This is a genomic window from Paraburkholderia gardini, assembly GCF_907164545.1.
GTDB classification, from domain to species: domain Bacteria; phylum Pseudomonadota; class Gammaproteobacteria; order Burkholderiales; family Burkholderiaceae; genus Paraburkholderia; species Paraburkholderia gardini.
In genome coordinates, this window is sequence record NZ_CAJQZB010000044.1 from 1 (window position 1) to 16,625 (window position 16,625).

Consider the following 16,625-nt stretch of genomic DNA (forward strand, 5'->3'; position numbering starts at 1 on the left):
ACCAGCAGGGCAGCGTGGTGGCGCTGGCGAACGGCACGGGTGCGACGATCGCAAGTCAGGCGTATGGGCCGTTTGGCGAGACGGACGGCACACCGGCGTCACGCTTCGGGTATACGGGGCAGCAGTATCTGGCGTCGTTGGGGCTTTACTATTACAAGGCGCGGATGTACTCGCCGGCGCTGGGGCGGTTCCTGCAGACGGATCCGGTGGGCACCGCTGACGATCTGAACCTGTATGTGTATGTGAAGAACAACCCGGTGAACTTCACGGATCCGACGGGGATGATTGCGGCATCGGGCTTTGCGTCGACGAGCAGTGCGCCGGCTGCTACCGTAAGTGCTCCGGTTCAGGTGGCCGTGAGTACGCCGAAGCTTGATACGCCAGCGTTCAGCATGCCGACGGCAGCGGCGGGGAATCAGGCGGTGGTTCAGGTTGCTGCCCGCGGTGTCTCGATGACGGGCAATCCGCCCGGTGGCTTCCGGTTGAATCCGAACGGCCTTGATACAGATTACTTTGACGGTGCCGGCAACCTGACTGCTCAGTATCATGAAAGTCACGGTGAAGCCCATGGTCACAATTTTTTCGACGGCAAACGTGACCCGACTCACCTGCCGATGTCGCCCATACCGACGCGATGAACCGATCTAGAGAGTAGCGATGAACCCTTCAGAGAACACATTTGGCTGGGAGTTTGCACGGAATGGGAAACTGCTCCAGAACGTGCTCGGTGAATATCCCTCATTCCACGACTCGTCAGTTCGAAGCTTTTGTATGCGACGAGCGAGACGTTCCTTTGTTGATGACGAAGGCAAGCCGCTGCCATCGGGTTGTGATCGAGATCTTGTCGATCTGACGCTGGAGATCGCCCACAATCGTTTTGGGCCACGCCCGCCTGAAGGCGGTTCCGATTACATCGTCACCGTGGATTTGCTGAATATTAAGGCAGCAGACATCGACATTAACGCAATGCTCGAGGAAGCTTGGATCAGAGATGTTAACCTCACGAAGATGGACAATGGCCTGGTGAGGTTTGATCTCAACCCTAACATTGGTCTGGATATCGTCGTGACATGTCACGAAGTCATCGTTGAGTCGATTCGGCCTTATGATCGGGACACGCTATTTGTTCCGAGCTAAACGATGCTGATATCTAAAATCCTTGGTGCGTCGCGGTGCCTGGTGACTGACTTTCTGATACAGAACATTATTTACTCAATGAAGGTTCTAACGGAGGCTGATGCTGCGGAGTACAAGCCTGCGCTTGAAGCCTTGGATAATTCGTATCCTTGGGGGCGTAACAAGCCGTTAAAGAACATAGCGGCCATTACCGCGACTCTCGGTGCCGAATTGTTTGTCGAGTTTGAGTCGTTGGAGATTCAGGCGATGTGATCCGGACAAAACCTAAGCGATTGCCAGGCAACCTGATCACGCTGAGGAAGCGCGACGGCCAGTCGGTGAGTCAAACCTTCGACGCGCTGGACCGGCTGGCGACGCGCACGTTCCCGGGTGGGGTGGGCAACGTGCAGTACAGCTACGACCTGCGCGGACTGAAGACCGCGTCGCAATACACCGACGGCAGCCATACGGTGACGAACAGCTACGACGCACTGGGGCAGCTCACGCAGACGAGTGCGGCGGGTCGCACGCTGCGCTACAGCCACGACGCGGCGGGCAACGTGACGGACATCGCGTGGCCGGACGGCTTCCACGTGGCGCTCACGTACGACAGCTACGGTCGTCCGGTGCAGCTGCTGGAGAACGGCACGGTGAGTCTGGCGAAGTACAGCTACGACACGCTGAACCGTCGCACGCAGGTGGATCTGGGCAACGGCACGCGCACCGAACTCGCGTACGACAGTCAGGGCTGGCTGCAGAGCCTGAACCACCGCTTCACGAGCAGCACCGAGGACTGGCTGTCGAGCATCACGCGCAACCAGCTGGGGGATATCAAGCAGGCGGGCGTGACGAACAGCCGGTACGCGTGGTCGCCGGCGGCATCGAGCACCGCGTTCACGACGAACGCGCTGAACCAGTACACGGGCGCGGCGGGCAAGGCGGTGACGTACGACCGCAACGGCAACCTGACGGGCGACGGGGTGTGGACGTACGGCTATGACCTGGACAACCGGATGAGGACGGCGAGCCGGTCGGGCACGAGCGCGACGCTGGGCTACGATCCGGAAGGGCGGATGGTCCGGACGACGGTGAACGGTGTGGAGACGAACCTGCTGTATGACGGACCGAATCTGGCGGCTGAATACGATGCTGCGGGCAAGCTCACGCGGCGATATGTGTTTGGTCCGGGCGTGGATGCACCGCTGGTGCAGTACGAAGGTGCGGCGACGAATGCGAAGAGCTGGCTGTACGCGAACCAGCAGGGCAGCGTGGTGGCGCTGGCCAACGGCACGGGTGCGACGATCGCAAGTCAGGCGTATGGGCCGTTTGGCGAGACGGATGGCACACCGGCGTCGCGCTTCGGGTACACGGGGCAGCAGTATCTGGCGTCGTTGGGGCTTTACTATTACAAGGCGCGGATGTACTCGCCCACACTCGGACGATTCCTGCAGACGGATCCGGTGGGCACCGCTGACGATCTGAACCTGTATGTGTATGTGAAGAACAACCCGGTGAACTTCACTGATCCGACGGGGATGATTGCGGCATCGGGGTTTGCTTCAACGAGCAGCGCGCCGGCTGCTACTGTCAGTGCTTCCGTTCAGGCACCTGTGAGTGCGCCGAAGCTTGACGGTCCGGCGGTCGTGATGCCGAAGGCGGACATTGGCAGTACGACTGTGGTTGCACAGCGCGGACGGCCCTTTACAGGCGATCCCGGGAGCCTTTATGTAATTCCCCAATCGGGTGACGCGAGGAGGTATGGTAACGATGGAAAACCTCTTTTGGATTACGATACCAGCCACCCACACAATGGACTGGTTCCTCACATCCACATTTGGCGAAATGGGATACGTGGCGACGGCCAATCGGTATTTTAAATAGAGAAGCGGGTTCCCCGCGCCAAGAGCGTGGGGACAGCGTGAGGTTCTAGAATGGTCGTGTGGAATTCCGGGGTAGGCCAAATTGCGTAGCGCTTAACCTCGTATAGCCGATATCAAATATTTGATCGCTGATCAATGGGTGATCAGAATAAAAATAATTTGAAAATTAATACTGGATAGAATTTAGGAGGATATAGATGGACAACAACGCCTTGGGTGAGCAGTGCGTTCAAAATAGCATGCTTGTGCGTACTATGTACGGTTACTGGCCGAGCTTTCACGACGCACAACTGGTAGGGCTCGCAATCGAATTAACTGAATTCGACGGAAGAAATGTCGCCGATATGAATATCAGGATCAGACATAAAGGGCAGGATAGTCTACAATGGGTTCATCCGGGGCCCGATTGCATCGTCGAATTTCGGTGTTTTGATATCTCCGATGCAAATTTTGTGCTTAATAATTTCTCTGCGGGCGGATGGGTTGATGAGCTGACTATTAAATCGAATTCCGATGGGCGGATCGAGTTTGATCTCGTGCCGTTAGCTGGTATCGATATAAAATTCAAGTGCTCTTCTATTCGGGTCATTGCAATACATGCAACATCAGGTTCAAAGTGAGGCGATGGGATCCTGTTGGGGCTTTACTATTACAAGGCGCGGATGTACTCGCCCACACTCGGACGATTCCTGCGGACGGATCCGACGGGGATGATTGCGGCATCGGGGTTTGCTTCAACGAGCAGTGCGCCGGCTGCTACTGTAAGTGCGCCAGTCCAGACGTCTGCCAGTGTGATGAAGCTTGATGCGTCGACGTTCAGCATGCCGCAAGCGGCAGTGGGGGATGCGATTCAGGTCGCTGGTTCCAGCGGTACGCCGGGAAACAATCAGGCTCAGAACAAGCAGTTTAACGATGTTGTCGTCAAGCTCCGCTTAACTCCGGGTCAGGCGCGGTCGTTGCATGAAGAAATTAGTGGGCAGGGTTTGGGATATCACGAGATTCTCGAGCGCGGAAGGGACATGTTTAACAAATGACGAGCAATCAAATGGAAAGCATAAGTAAGATTTTTTCTCCGCTGATAGGGAAGATTGTTTTTTCTATTAAGCAGACTCACGGAAGTTGCTTCTTGATTGAATTTGGGGATCCGTATCTGCGGATTCGTGAACCCATCGAACCAAGGCCGGAGACCTCGGAGAAATCAAAGATTAGCCTCCGTAGACGTCGGGTCTTTGTGACCGGGACTTGGTCACTTCTCGTCTTGGGTTGCGATTGGACGCTGACTAGCGAGCAAAGATCGGTCAGCCAAGGCGATGATGTAGACGATATGGAAAATCTGTTTCGGAGCGTCGAGGGGCAGTATCTTGTTTCTGTGCGTGGCGTTGAGGCGACAAAGTTATGCGCATTGAAGTTTGACATGGGAGCCAGTCTAAATCTGCGGCCGAGGCACGATTGGAACCCGAGCGTCGATCCGGATGAAAATCAATGGCAGTTGCATTCTAAGGGCGGGTCGTCCGTGGGATATACAAACAATGGCTTAGTGGCGGTTGAGTCAACGGGTGACCCGGACAAAAACTAAGCGATTGCTAAGGGATACTGTTCCATAAACTGGGGGCCGCTAGCGCGGCCCCCAGTCATTTGGTCATCCGTGGTCGGGCATGATGATTAGCCATGCGTAGCGATAGTCTGTTTCGTGGCTCAGTGATAGGAAATATGCATGACTACACAAAATAATGATGCAAACTCACCCAGCACAGAGCGCTTTCTCGCATATGCGTCGGTGAGCTCGGCTACGATCCGGAAGGGCGGCTGGTCCGGACGACGGTAAACGGTGTGGAGACGAACCTGCTGTATGACGGGCCGAATCTGGTGGGTGAGTACGACGCGACGGGCAAGCTCACGCGGCGATATGTGTTTGGTCCAGGCGTGGATGCACCGCTGATGCAGTACGAAGGTACGGCGACGAACGCGAAGAGCTGGCTGTACGCGAACCAGCAGGGCAGCGTGGTGGCGCTGGCCAACGGCACGGGTGCGACGATCGCAAGTCAGGCGTATGGGCCGTTTGGCGAGACGGATGGCACACCGGCGTCGCGCTTCGGGTATACGGGGCAGCAGTATCTGGCTGCGCTGGGGCTTTACTATTACAAGGCGCGGATGTATTCGCCCACACTCGGACGGTTCCTGCAGACGGATCCGGTGGGCACCGCTGACGATCTGAACCTGTATGTGTATGTGAAGAACAACCCGGTGAACTTCACTGATCCGACGGGGATGATTGCGGCATCGGGCTTTGCGTCGACGAGCAGTGCGCCGGCTGCTACCGTAAGTACTCCGGTTCAGGTGGCCGTAAGTGCGCCGAAGCTTGATGCGCCGACGTTCAGCATGCCGAAGGCGACAATGGGGGACCCGGTTCGGGTTGCCGGTATGCCCTTTCACGGTGAGCCAGGAACGTGGGCTTCGAGTATGCCGGGAAAAATGCCACAGTTGCGTATGTACGGCCCGAACGGGTCTGCGCTGACGGACATCGACTTCGAAGCCCATCACGGAAACGCGAACCCACACGCTCACAATTGGACCGGTACCAGCCGTGACAACGGGTGGCCTGTTTCGATACCACCTTGGTAATGAAAAATGGAAGATTCAACGCTGACGAAATGGAATAATTTTCACGACTGGTACTTAGATCGCCTAATCCTCGGACCGAATGAAGAACCTCGTGAACTGATCCTTGGCCTGTATCTTGGAAATGAACGCGTGTCCGTGACGTTCGAAGGCGTGACGTGCTTTAACCTTGAATGCCTTGGTCTGTTGAACATCGTATACAGCATCAAAATCATCGAGGCGGCTGACAAAAATTACGAGGTCGTGAGTGCTGTCTTGAACAAGGGCGAACGGCTTTCGACGCGGAAAGGGGCGAAGGTCGCGTTCATGTACTCCAGCCTCGGTGCCGAGCTTGCCATCGAGTTTGATTCACTGCGGATCGATTCAGCTTGACATGGTGTGGGGCGGTAACGATCACCGGTAGGTGATGAAGATGAAAGGTCGCGCGCGGTCCTTCGTTGTTCTAGTCGGCGGAGATGATGACTCTGCGGTGCGCGACGCTGAACCGTCGCACGCAGGTGGATCTGGGCAACGGCACGCGCACCGAACTCGCGTACGACAGTCAGGGCTGGCTGCAGAGCCTGAACCACCGCTTCACGAGCAGCACCGAAGACTGGCTGTCGAGCTTCACGCGGGATCTGCTGGGGAACATCAGGCAGACCAGCGTGACGAACAGCCGGTACGCGTGGACGCCGGCGGTATCGACCGCTGTGTATACGGCGAACGCGCTGAACCGGTACACGGCAACGGCGGGCAGGGCGGTGACGTACGACCGCAACGGCAACCTGACGGGCGACGGGGTGTGGACGTACGGCTACGACCTGGACAACCGGATGAAGACGGCGAGCCGCTCGGGCACGAGCGCGACGCTCGGCTACGATCCGGAAGGGCGGCTGGTCCGGACGACGGTGAACGGTGCGCAGACGAACCTGCTGTATGACGGACCGAATCTGGCGGCTGAATACGATGCTGCGGGCAAGCTCACGCGGCGATATGTGTTTGGTCCAGGCGTGGATGCGCCGCTGGTGCAGTACGAAGGTGCGGCGACGAATGCGAAGAGCTGGCTGTACGATCAGCAAAAAACCTGAAGCGTTTGGGCGAAACTGGCCAATGCACTATCGGCCGGAGACGCAGACGCCGCGCTCAAGGCGACAAGAGAACCGATGGCACCCTCTTTCGAATCGTTGAAGTGAAATGAAAAAGGCGCAACGGCCAAAACCGTTGCGCCTCTTATCGAAGGCAAAAGACCGCCGCCGCTCAATGCGCCGCAGCCGCCCTTTCCACCTTCTTGCCCTTCCCCGTCCGCCCGATCTCTTCCAGCTTGATTTCGACGTGACGCGAGAACACGTATTCCGCCGGACGCTGCTTGTCCAACGGAATATCCTTCGCGAACGCCCCGGTCGTTTTCGGGCCCGAAATCGCGACCTTCAGCGCCTTCAGCGGATGCGTGACCGTATCCATCACGGCCGTCGCTTCAAACCCGCAGTGGACCATGCAATCCGCGCACTTTTCATAGTTGCCCGTACCGTAGTTTTCCCACTGCGTGGTGTCCATCAGTTCCTTGAAGGTCTTCACATACCCTTCGCCGACCAGATAGCATGGCTTTTGCCAGCCGAACACGGTGCGCGCCGGGTTGCCCCACGGCGTGCATTCGTACGTCTGATTGCCGGCCAGGAAGTCGAGGAACATGCTCGACTGGCTGAACGACCAGTTCTTGCCATTGTTGCCGCGCTTGAAGATCTCGCGGAACAGGTGCTTGGTCTTGTCGCGGTTCAGGAAGTGCTGCTGGTCCGGCGCGCGTTCGTACGCGTAGCCCGGCGACACCGTGATGCCGTCGACGCCCATCGGCCCGAGCGTGTCGAAGAACGCGGCAACACGCTCCGGCACCGCGTCGTTGAACAGCGTGCAGTTGATGTTGACGCGAAAACCGCGGCGCTTCGCTTCCTTGATCGCGGCGACGGCCTTCTCGTACACGCCTTCCTGCGAAACGGAGTGATCGTGCGCTTCCTTGTCGCCGTCGAGGTGAACCGACCAGACGAAGTACGGATTCGGCTCGTAATCGTCCATCTTCTTTTCCATCAGGAGCGCGTTCGTGCACAGGTACACGAATTTCTTGCGCGCCATGATGCCCTTGACGATCTGCGGCATTTCCTTGTGCAGCAGCGGCTCGCCGCCTGCAATGGAAACCACCGGCGCGCCACATTCATCGACAGCGCCAAGGCATTCCTCCAGCGAAAGCCGCTGGTTCAGGATGGGATCCGGATAGTCGATCTTGCCGCAGCCATTGCACGCCAGATTGCAGCGGAACAGCGGTTCCAGCATCAGTGCGAGCGGGTAGCGTTTGTTGCCTGAAAGGTGCTGACGCATGATGTATGCGCCGACCCGGAATTTTTGCAGAAACGGAATAGACAAGACGTCCTCCTTAAACTTCGCGTGCAGCGAGTGGTTGCGTCAGCTTTGACGGCAACTTGAATTCAACTTTCTCTTCTCGGCCCGACATCGTCGTGACTTCGACGGACCCCAATGCGCGCAGCGCATCGATCACGTTTTCAACCATTTCCTCCGGCGCCGACGCGCCCGCCGTGATACCGACGGTCTGCGCATGCGCAAACCACTCCGGCCGCACTTCGGAACCATCGGCGACGAGGTAGCTCGGCACACCCGTTTCGCCGCCGATTTCGCGCAGACGGTTCGAGTTCGAGCTGTTCGTCGCACCGACGACCAGCAGCACATCGACCTGCGTGCTCAGTTCGCGCACCGCCGCCTGGCGGTTTTGCGTCGCGTAGCAGATGTCGCGCGTATCCGGGCCGACGATGTCGGTGAAGCGGCGCAACAGCGCGTCGATGATGTCGCGTGTGTCGTCGACCGAAAGCGTGGTCTGCGTGACGTACGCAAGCGGCGTGTCGAGCGGCAGATCGAGCGTACCGACTTCGGCCTCGCTTTGCACAAGCAGCACCTTGCCGGGAATCTGGCCGATCGTCCCTTCGACTTCCGGATGCCCGGCATGTCCGATCAAAATCAGCGTGCGGCCGGAGCCTACGTACTGACGACCCTGAACATGCACTTTCGTGACGAGCGGGCAGGTTGCGTCGAGCACGTCGAGGCCGCGCTGTTCCGCATCACGCTCGACGGTCTGGGCGACGCCGTGCGCGCTGAAAATCGCCACGGCGCCCTGGGGCACCTCGTCGAGCTCCTCGACGAAACGGGCGCCTTTCCGGCGCAGGTTATCGACCACATGACGGTTGTGGACAATTTCGTGGCGCACATAAACGGGCGCCCCGTGTTGCTGCAAGGCGCGATCGACAATCTCGATCGCGCGGACAACGCCCGCACAAAAGCCGCGGGGTTGAGCAAGGATGACTCGCATAGGCTGGCGAACTCCGACTGACGCGGGTTTCGAAGAAGTCGGTAAAAACGACCTTATCGCCGCGACATCATATTAGATGGTGTATTGAGTCCGACCGGAGCCGGCACACCGAAAACCAAACGCGCATTCTAACGCGATCGGCCAGGACGCGCTTTCCAGGACATGTCCGATACCACAAACGCCGCGGCAATAATGACTCGCTGCAGCGCGGGTGCGGAACCCTTAAACTATCGGACCTTGCGGTACCCGCTTGTAACGGCTGCGTTTGCTGGCCGCCTCACGGGCCGCTTCACTGTCCGGATCACCGGATGCATTTCAAGACTCGCAGGATGAAGGTCGACCGCCCCGAATATGTCCGCGCCCGCGTCGCACGCGAACTGCCGCACCGGGCGCCGGAATGGGCCGTTTCCGCGCGAGACCTGTCGGTTGAGGGCAACGCATGATCCTGGTTCTGTTTGCACTTTCGTGTCTTTCCCTGCTGATCTGGGGTGTGCTGCTGCTCGCGCGCGGCGGGTTCTGGCGCACGCGTCCGGCAGTTCCACTGGCCGCGAAACCGCGCGGCAGCGAAGGCTGGCCAGCCGTGGTCGCGGTCGTGCCGGCCCGCAACGAGGCCGACGTGATCGCCCGGGCGGTCGCTTCGCTGCTGGGTCAGGATTACGCGGGCGCGTTCCACGTGATCGTCGTCGATGACCACAGCACCGACGGCACCGCCGACGCCGCCCGCGCCGCCGCGCTCCAGCTGCAATGTGCCGACCGGCTGACCGTGCTGGCCGCGAAGCCGCTTCCGGCGGGCTGGTCCGGCAAGGTCTGGGCGCAGTCGCAGGGCATCGAGGCTGTCAAAACGCTCGGCCTGGCCGCCGACTTCCTGCTTCTCACCGACGCCGACATCGGCCATCCGGGCGATGCCGTGACGCAGCTTGTCGTGCGCGCCGAGGAAGAAAAGCGCGATCTCGTCTCCCTGATGGTCCGTCTGCGCTGCGATTCCTTCTGGGAAAAGGCGCTGATCCCGGCGTTCGTGTTCTTTTTCGCGAAGCTTTATCCGTTCTCGTGGGTCAACAACCCGCGCAACAGGACGGCAGCGGCCGCCGGCGGCTGCATGCTGGTGCGGCGCACCGCGCTCGAGGAAGCCGGCGGCATCGAGTCGATTCGCGCCGAACTGATCGACGACTGCAGCCTTGCGGCGCGTATCAAGCATCGCGGCGAAGGGCGTCATCCGATCCGGCTGGACGTCGCGGCGCGCAGCGTTTCGTTGCGGCCCTACGACAGCTGGAAGGACATCTGGAACATGATCGCGCGCACGGCGTTCACGCAGCTGCGCTACAACGGCTGGCTGCTGGCCGGAACGCTTGTGGGCATGGCGGTCATCTATCTGGTTCCGCCGGTCGTGGCGCTCGTGCTTGGCCCGCTCGGCTGGCCGGCGTGGCTTGCCTGGGCGCTGATGTGTTGCGCCTACGCGCCGATGCTCCGGTACTACGGCCGCTCGCCGCTGTGGGCGCCGTTCCTGCCGCTCGTCGCGCTGTTCTATGTCGGCGCGACGTTCGCTTCGGCGGTGCGGTACTGGCGCGGCAAGGGCGGTCAGTGGAAAGCGCGGGTTCAGGCGCCGGTGCAGGAGCGCTAGAACCGCCCGGAACCGCAAACGGCGAGGGCGGCGCGCAATGCGCCGCCTTCTGCATCAACGCTGCGTCAGCATCGCGTACATCTGGACAACCATCTCCGGCGAGAACGTGAACGGCACCCACCCGTGGCCGGTGTGACGCAGTACCAGCAGACGGTCGCCGTTCGACTGCTTCTGCGCGGCCATCACCGGATTCTTCGTCGATACGAAGCGCCAGCCTGTCGGCAGGCCGCCCGGCGGCTCGGGTGTCATCGACGCGCGCGCGTTCGCCAGTTCCTCGATCAGTTGACCGACCTGTTCGGTATGCAGCGAGACGGTCTGGCCGCCGATCGTCATCGTGATTTCGTTCTGCGCCGGACGGGCGATGCTGAGCGCAGGCTTTTCACCGGCAACGGGAGCGTCCAGTTCAGCGGGCCCGGGCGACATAGCCGCGTCGACGCCGGCTTCAGCGGCAGCCTCCGATGCCACTTCTGCCGCGGATTCCGCGGCGGTCATAGCCGTGGCCTTCGGGGCGAGCGCGACCTGGATGAGCTGATGGAGCTGATCGACGCCCGTTTCGAGCGCGCCAATCTGTTCTTGAAGATTCATGCGAGACTTTCTCTGGTAAGACCGGCGATTTTAACCGCTGCGCACGGCCCTGAACGGATGCCGGCCGGCCGACGTTGTAACAAAGTGCGTGTGCGTGCCGTACGGCAGCAGCGCTCATGCCTTCTTCAGATAACCCGCCTCCCGGAACCACTGCAGCGCGTCGCTCAAGCCTTCGCGATACGGGCGCGCGCGATAGCCGAGTTCACGCTCCGCCTTCGCCGACGTGAAGTACATCTTGTTCTTCGACATCTTCAACCCGTCGACCGTGACGAACGGCTCGCGCTTCGTGAACTTCGCGACTGCTTCCGCGCCGACGGCCAGCGGATACAGCGGCCAGCGCGGCAGCGCGATCGTCGGCGGCTTGCGGCCGGTGAGATTCGCGATGTCTGCGAGCATCTGCTGCAGCGGCAGGTTTTCGCCGCCCAGAATGTAGCGCTCGCCGATGTTGCCGCGTTCCAGCGCCAGAAAGTGCCCGGCGGCGACGTCGTCGACGTGCACGAGGTTCAGGCCGGTATCGACGAACGCCGGAATCTTGCCGAGCGCCGCTTCGACGATGATGCGCCCGGTCGGCGTCGGCTTGACGTCGCGCGGGCCGATCGGCGTCGACGGATTGACGATCACGGCGGGCAGCCTGTCTTGCGCGATCATGCGTTCCACCGCGCGCTCGGCCAGCACCTTGCTGCGCTTGTACACGCCGATTGCCTTGTCGGGTGTGAGCGGCGAGGTTTCATCGGCGGACTGGCCGGAACTCGTCACTTTCAGCGTGGCCACGCTGCTCGTGTACACGATCCGCTCGACGCCTTCGGCGAGCGCCGCGCGCATCGTCGCTTCGGTGCCTTCGAGGTTCGAGCGCTCGATGTCGAGCGGGTCCGGTGCCCACAGACGGTAATCCGCGGCGACGTGAAAGAGGTAGCGCACACCGCGCAGCGCGGCGCGCATCGACGCCTCGTCGCGCATGTCGCCCACGACGATTTCCGCGTCGAGCGCCTCGACGTTGCGCCGCGGACTCGTCGCGCGCACGAGCACGCGCACCGCAAAACCCTTTTGCTGTGCAATGCGCGCCACTGCCGATCCGACAAAGCCGGAGGCGCCGGTGACGAGCACCAGATCGCGATTCTGATCGGTCATCCGTTTCGGTTTCCCTGCATGGCGCGCGGCGTTTCGTTCGCGTGGGCGTGCGAAAGCGGGCTGCGCCGGGTGAATGGTCGACGGATTGTACGTGGAGCGCGCGAAGCGGTCACCGGCGCGTGCCGCAATGCCGTGCAAGCCAGCATCAATCCGGCGGGACGACTAGAATGCCGGCTTGAAAAGATAGTCAGGAGAAGCCGGCATGACTGCGCCAGATCTGGATTCACGAATCGAAACGTATTACGTGCGTGTGCGCGGGATGGTGCAGGGCGTCGGCTTTCGTCACGCGACCGTGCGTCAGGCGCACGCGCTCGGCATCCGGGGCTGGGTCGCCAATCTCGAGGACGGCTCGGTGGAAGCGATGCTGCAGGGCACTGCCAACCAGGTCGACCGGATGCTGTCGTGGCTGCGTCACGGACCGCCTTCGGCACGCGTGACCGAAGTCAGCGGCGAAGAACGGTCGACCGAAAAACGCTACGAGCGCTTCGAGCAGCACTAGACGCATGCGAAGCGAAACGCGCGCCGCGCATGCCGCGCCGCGCTTCCCGCAAGAACTAGCGCGCCACCAGCAGACTTTCCGCAAAGCCCCAATCGCGTTCGATCCATTGATGCTGGCACGTGAAGCCCGCATCGCCGGCAATCGGCCCGACTTCGTCGGCGCGATATTTGTGGCTGCTTTCCGTCCAGATCGTTTCGCCTTCTTCCAGCGTCACCGTGAGCCGTGCCGCCGCGACATGCGCGCTCACACGCCGTTTCGCGCGCAGATGCATCTCGATGCTGCGCACTTCCGGATTGAAGCGCGCGACGTGTTCGAACGCATCGAGCGGAAAATCGCCGTCGAGTTCGCGGTTGATCCGCGCGAGCAGGTTCAGGTTGAACGCCGCGGTCACGCCGATCGGATCGTCGTAGGCAGCGACGAGCGTCGGCACCGGTTTGTCGAGGTCCGTGCCGAGCAGCAGCGCGTCGCCCGGCTTCAGCATCATGCGGATGTCGCGCAGAAAACGTGTCGCCGCGAGCCGCCCGAAATTGCCGATCGTGCTGCCAAGGAACAGCACCAGCAGTTGCTCTCCGTCCGGCCGCTTTTCGCTGACTTCCGCGAGCCCCGCCAGATAATCCTTCTCATAACCGACAATCGAAATCCGTTCGATATCGCCCAGCTCGCGCCGGCACAATTGCAAAGCGGTGCGCGAAATTTCAATCGGGCAGTAAGAAGTGGGACGCTTTTTACACAGTGCTTCAAGAATTCGACGGGTCTTGCGGCCACTGCCGCTGCCGAGTTCGGCGACGGTCACATCAGGTGAAAGCTGCGCGACGATGTCGGTGGCGTGACGCGCCAAGAGGCGCTCTTCCGAGCGCGTGACGCCGTATTCGGGCAACGCCGTGATCACTTCGAAGAGCGCGGAGCCCACTTCGTCATAAAGGTATTTCGACGGCAATTCCTTTTGCGGCGCCTTTGTCAGGCCGGCGCAGACTTCAGCGGCAAATCCGGGTGTCACTTCTTGCAATAGCGCAGGCTGAGTCATGCAGTGTTCCTCTTTTCGGTGGTGGCTGCTGGCCGTGCGGGTTGGCGCGCATCGGTGACGCGCGCGTCGGAAAGGCGGGTACGTGCCCGCGCTGATGATGGCAAGGACGTGCGTTGAAGCAAGAATCGCGCTTGTCGGCTGCACGTGCGAAGCGGTTCGACGCGAAAGGTTATCCCTAAACCGGAATCGCTGCTGACGGGTGAAGTTACGTTCTAGTCCATCGGGAGCCGATGCGCACGGAATAAATGCAGCGATCGGGGCGACGCGTCTGCGTCTAGAATGCGGGCTTGCTTTTACGCGGCGGTGACAGCTGCCCCTTTTCCGATGCGCCGCCCGCCTCTACGAATCTTTGTGATGAAAATGAAAGACGCCTCTTTTGAGCGTGGCACGGCAGGTGTTTTGCCGTTTGCCGGGCAGGTTCAGCGCGTGCTGCGCAGCTCGAATGCCGCGGTATCGCTGCCGGCGGATCGATGAACCCGTATGAGCCGGGACGCGGCATCGCGTTATCCGTGGGCGCTTCGGCACTGTTCGCATTGCTTTCGGCCTATGCAAAGCTGCTCGCGCCGCTCACGGGCCTCGATATCTTCGCGTGGCGAATCATCTGGACCGTGCCCGGCGCGCTGCTTCTGATCGCGTTGCGGGGAAGGCTGCCGGCGTTACGCGAACTCGCGCTGCGCGCGCTCAGACAGCCGCGCATCGGGTTTGCACTGGTGGTAAGCGCCGCGCTGCTTGGCGTGCAGTTATGGGTTTTCCTGTGGGCGCCGCTGCACGGCCGCATGCTCGAAGTCTCGCTCGGCTATTTCCTGTTGCCGCTGACCATGGTGCTTGTCGGGCGCTTTTACTATCACGAGCGTCTTGAAGGGCTGCAATGGCTGGCTGTCGCATGCGCGGCGCTCGGCGTCGCGCATGAACTGTGGATGACGCGCGCATTTTCCTGGCCGACGTTGCTCGTCGCGCTCGGCTATCCGCCGTATTTCGTGTTGCGCCGCAAGATAAACGCCGATTCGCTGACTGCGTTTGCGCTCGAAGTGGCGCTGCTTTTTCCTGTCGCGATTGCGTTTGTCGTGACAGGCGGGTCGCTCGCATTGCTCGCTGGCCGCTACGACATGTGGTTTTTATTGTTGCCGGGACTCGGCGCGCTCAGCACCGTTGCGCTCGCGTCGTATCTGAAGGCGAGCCGGCTGTTGCCGATGGCGCTCTTCGGCGTTCTTGGCTACGTCGAGCCGGTGCTGCTCGTGATCGTATCGGTGACGCTGCTGCGCGAGACGCTTACGGCCGCGCAGCTGGCCACTTACGGGCCGATCTGGATCGCCGTCGCGCTGACCGCGCTGCATGGCGTGCGCCTTGTGCGCTTCGCGCCGCGCTAGCGTCGCTGCGCGGGAACCGGCGCGGCGGGATTGATGCGAGTCGCGCCGACCCGCACCTCGACGGCTTTGCGTAGCGCGGGGCGCCAGCCCAGGCCAAACAACGCTTCGGCGAGTACGAAGAGCGGACCGATGACGAGTCCGGTCAGATCGTCGACGAACGCCGGCTTGCGATGTTCATACACAACGTGGCCGACAAACTGGAACACCCAGCCGACCACGAAGAGGCCCACACCGGAAACGAGCCACGTCAGCGTGGACTGCGCGGCGAGCCACTGGCCGGCGGCGACGCACAGCGCAAGCGCCGCGGCCATCATGATGCCGAGCGGCACGTCGAGCACGAGGTAGTAAAGCGCCATGACGACGACCAGCACGCACGCGGGGGAAAGCGGGAACGGCAACGCGGCGAAGGCGAGCGCGGGCCGGCTCAGCAGCACGGCAACGGCAAGCACGATCATGGGAATGCCGACGAAGTGCGTGGCGATATTGCGGCGGTCGCGATGATACGCCGCGTACTGCGTCAACTGTTCGGTGAGTGTTCTCATGGATGACGTCCCCGGATCGAATTCTTCATAACCGCCGGCAAAGTCATTTCAAACCTGCGGGTAGCCGACAATTTCGCACGGAAACCGGTCGATGAATTCGAGTCTTTCCTCGACTGGCAGCGAAGTGGCGCTTATCGACACGCTGTCACGCAACATGTGATTTCGCGCCTGTGATCGAACGACGGAATGCTTCACGTCGCCGAAAAGGTGTCGAAAAGATCGCGAAGGCGTTGCCATGCCGATATACTTTCACGCTCTTCCGAACGGCACTTCCGGGTCAGAAACATCGCATGCGTGTACGTATTCTTGCCGTCGCGGCTTTAGCGTTCTCAATGTCCGTCGCCCACGCGGAGTCCTCGCTGTCCACGTGGAGCAAACAGCTTTTTTCGCACGCGGAGCCTGGCGTGCCATTTGCGCCGGGCGCGTCGTACAGGGTCTGTTTCGTGCCGAACGGCGCAAGCTGCCAGGATCTTCTCGTCGACGAAATCAACAACACGCGGCGCACGCTGCTGATCCAGGCTTACTCGTTCACGAGCGCGCCGATCGCCGCCGCCGTCAAGCGCGCCAAAGATCGCGGCGTGGACGTTCGCGTCATTCTCGACAAGAGCCAGGTTTCGCAGCGATATTCGAGCGCGACGTTCCTGCGCAATGCGGGCATTCCGGTTGTGATCGACACGAAACCGGCGATCGCGCACAACAAGGTCATGGTGTTCGATAACGCAAGCGTTTTCACCGGTTCGTTCAACTTCACGAAATCGGCTCAGGAACGCAACGCCGAGAACGGGTTTCTCGTGCGCGGTGACGACAGGATCGTGAGAGCGTACGTCGACAACTGGAACGAGCGCTTCAGGGTCTCCACGCCGTACTGATCGCCCGGACAGCATTCCAGATGCCGCGCTTC

General features: G+C 60.8%; 21 protein-coding genes. 15 read left to right on the plus strand and 6 right to left on the minus strand.

The window, feature by feature from the left end:
• The 10 genes from LPA37_RS23985 to LPA37_RS24030 form a co-directional block, all read left to right on the plus strand.
• The coding region (locus LPA37_RS23985) for an RHS repeat-associated core domain-containing protein (RefSeq protein WP_229013891.1) at window positions 1-638 on the plus strand (638 nt) is incomplete at its 5' end.
• A 19-nt stretch (window positions 639-657) separates the two neighbouring features.
• The gene (locus tag LPA37_RS23990) at window positions 658-1,137 is read left to right on the plus strand and encodes an Imm50 family immunity protein (RefSeq protein WP_229013892.1); all 480 of its coding nucleotides are present in this window, start codon (window positions 658-660) and stop codon (window positions 1,135-1,137) included.
• 3 nt (window positions 1,138-1,140) lie between these two features.
• Entirely contained in the window at window positions 1,141-1,389 is a 249-nt protein-coding gene (locus LPA37_RS23995) for a hypothetical protein (protein WP_229013893.1), read from the plus strand.
• A complete protein-coding gene (locus LPA37_RS24000) occupies window positions 1,386-2,993 on the plus strand; it encodes an RHS repeat-associated core domain-containing protein (RefSeq protein ID WP_229013894.1) in 1,608 nt (535 codons plus the stop codon). The genes LPA37_RS23995 and LPA37_RS24000 overlap by 4 nt, the downstream gene beginning before the upstream one ends.
• 200 nt (window positions 2,994-3,193) lie before the next feature.
• Entirely contained in the window at window positions 3,194-3,616 is a 423-nt protein-coding gene (locus tag LPA37_RS24005; protein ID WP_229013895.1) for an Imm50 family immunity protein, read from the plus strand.
• Between the two features lie 90 nt (window positions 3,617-3,706).
• A complete protein-coding gene (locus LPA37_RS24010) occupies window positions 3,707-4,030 on the plus strand; it encodes a hypothetical protein (RefSeq protein WP_229013896.1) in 324 nt (107 codons plus the stop codon).
• Window positions 4,027-4,572: a hypothetical protein gene (locus tag LPA37_RS24015; RefSeq protein WP_229013897.1), complete on the plus strand. Its 546-nt coding sequence runs from the start codon at window positions 4,027-4,029 to the stop codon at window positions 4,570-4,572. The genes LPA37_RS24010 and LPA37_RS24015 overlap by 4 nt, the downstream gene beginning before the upstream one ends.
• Before the next feature lie 254 nt (window positions 4,573-4,826).
• Window positions 4,827-5,618: an RHS repeat-associated core domain-containing protein gene (locus LPA37_RS24020; RefSeq protein WP_229013898.1), complete on the plus strand. Its 792-nt coding sequence runs from the start codon at window positions 4,827-4,829 to the stop codon at window positions 5,616-5,618.
• 6 nt (window positions 5,619-5,624) lie between these two features.
• Complete coding sequence (locus tag LPA37_RS24025; RefSeq protein ID WP_229013899.1) at window positions 5,625-5,987, plus strand: hypothetical protein; 363 nt, start codon at window positions 5,625-5,627, stop codon at window positions 5,985-5,987.
• A gap of 83 nt (window positions 5,988-6,070) precedes the next feature.
• The gene (locus LPA37_RS24030; RefSeq protein ID WP_229013900.1) at window positions 6,071-6,682 is read left to right on the plus strand and encodes a hypothetical protein; all 612 of its coding nucleotides are present in this window, start codon (window positions 6,071-6,073) and stop codon (window positions 6,680-6,682) included.
• Window positions 6,683-6,851: 169 nt separating this feature from the next.
• On the opposite strand, the gene hpnH is transcribed toward LPA37_RS24030, so the two are convergent.
• Both hpnH and ispH read right to left on the minus strand, forming a co-directional pair.
• Window positions 6,852-8,006, minus strand: a complete 1,155-nt coding sequence (gene hpnH / locus LPA37_RS24035) for an adenosyl-hopene transferase HpnH (protein WP_229013901.1) — start codon at window positions 8,004-8,006, stop codon at window positions 6,852-6,854.
• Window positions 8,007-8,016: 10 nt separating this feature from the next.
• Window positions 8,017-8,961, minus strand: coding sequence for a 4-hydroxy-3-methylbut-2-enyl diphosphate reductase (ispH, locus tag LPA37_RS24040; protein WP_228980562.1), 945 nt, complete (start codon window positions 8,959-8,961; stop codon window positions 8,017-8,019).
• A 308-nt stretch (window positions 8,962-9,269) separates the two neighbouring features.
• Here ispH and LPA37_RS27755 point away from each other — a divergent pair, with 308 nt between their 5' ends.
• Both LPA37_RS27755 and LPA37_RS24045 read left to right on the plus strand, forming a co-directional pair.
• Window positions 9,270-9,404 (plus strand): hypothetical protein, encoded by a 135-nt coding sequence (locus tag LPA37_RS27755; RefSeq protein WP_267478193.1) that lies wholly within the window; start codon window positions 9,270-9,272, stop codon window positions 9,402-9,404.
• The gene (locus LPA37_RS24045; protein ID WP_229013902.1) at window positions 9,401-10,579 is read left to right on the plus strand and encodes a glycosyltransferase; all 1,179 of its coding nucleotides are present in this window, start codon (window positions 9,401-9,403) and stop codon (window positions 10,577-10,579) included. The genes LPA37_RS27755 and LPA37_RS24045 overlap by 4 nt, the downstream gene beginning before the upstream one ends.
• A 54-nt stretch (window positions 10,580-10,633) precedes the next feature.
• Here the strand turns inward: LPA37_RS24045 and LPA37_RS24050 are convergent, their stop codons facing one another.
• Both LPA37_RS24050 and hpnA read right to left on the minus strand, forming a co-directional pair.
• A complete protein-coding gene (locus LPA37_RS24050) occupies window positions 10,634-11,164 on the minus strand; it encodes a hypothetical protein (RefSeq protein WP_229013903.1) in 531 nt (176 codons plus the stop codon).
• Between the two features lie 114 nt (window positions 11,165-11,278).
• Window positions 11,279-12,292, minus strand: a complete 1,014-nt coding sequence (gene hpnA / locus LPA37_RS24055; protein ID WP_228980557.1) for a hopanoid-associated sugar epimerase — start codon at window positions 12,290-12,292, stop codon at window positions 11,279-11,281.
• 202 nt (window positions 12,293-12,494) lie between these two features.
• Between hpnA and LPA37_RS24060 the strand changes: the two genes are divergently transcribed.
• Entirely contained in the window at window positions 12,495-12,791 is a 297-nt protein-coding gene (locus LPA37_RS24060; RefSeq protein ID WP_229013904.1) for an acylphosphatase, read from the plus strand.
• A 55-nt stretch (window positions 12,792-12,846) separates the two neighbouring features.
• Here the strand turns inward: LPA37_RS24060 and egtD are convergent, their stop codons facing one another.
• Window positions 12,847-13,815 (minus strand): L-histidine N(alpha)-methyltransferase, encoded by a 969-nt coding sequence (egtD, locus tag LPA37_RS24065; protein WP_229013905.1) that lies wholly within the window; start codon window positions 13,813-13,815, stop codon window positions 12,847-12,849.
• Between the two features lie 470 nt (window positions 13,816-14,285).
• Here egtD and rarD point away from each other — a divergent pair, with 470 nt between their 5' ends.
• Complete coding sequence (gene rarD / locus LPA37_RS24070; RefSeq protein ID WP_229013906.1) at window positions 14,286-15,182, plus strand: EamA family transporter RarD; 897 nt, start codon at window positions 14,286-14,288, stop codon at window positions 15,180-15,182.
• Here the strand turns inward: rarD and LPA37_RS24075 are convergent.
• The gene (locus tag LPA37_RS24075) at window positions 15,179-15,724 is read right to left on the minus strand and encodes an Mpo1 family 2-hydroxy fatty acid dioxygenase (protein WP_229013907.1); all 546 of its coding nucleotides are present in this window, start codon (window positions 15,722-15,724) and stop codon (window positions 15,179-15,181) included. The two genes, rarD and LPA37_RS24075, sit on opposite strands and share 4 nt — an antisense overlap.
• A 290-nt stretch (window positions 15,725-16,014) precedes the next feature.
• Between LPA37_RS24075 and LPA37_RS24080 the strand changes: the two genes are divergently transcribed.
• On the plus strand, window positions 16,015-16,593 hold the full coding sequence (locus tag LPA37_RS24080; protein WP_228980547.1) for a phospholipase D family nuclease: 579 nt from the start codon (window positions 16,015-16,017) through the stop codon (window positions 16,591-16,593).
• The last annotated feature ends 32 nt before the right edge of the window (window positions 16,594-16,625 follow it).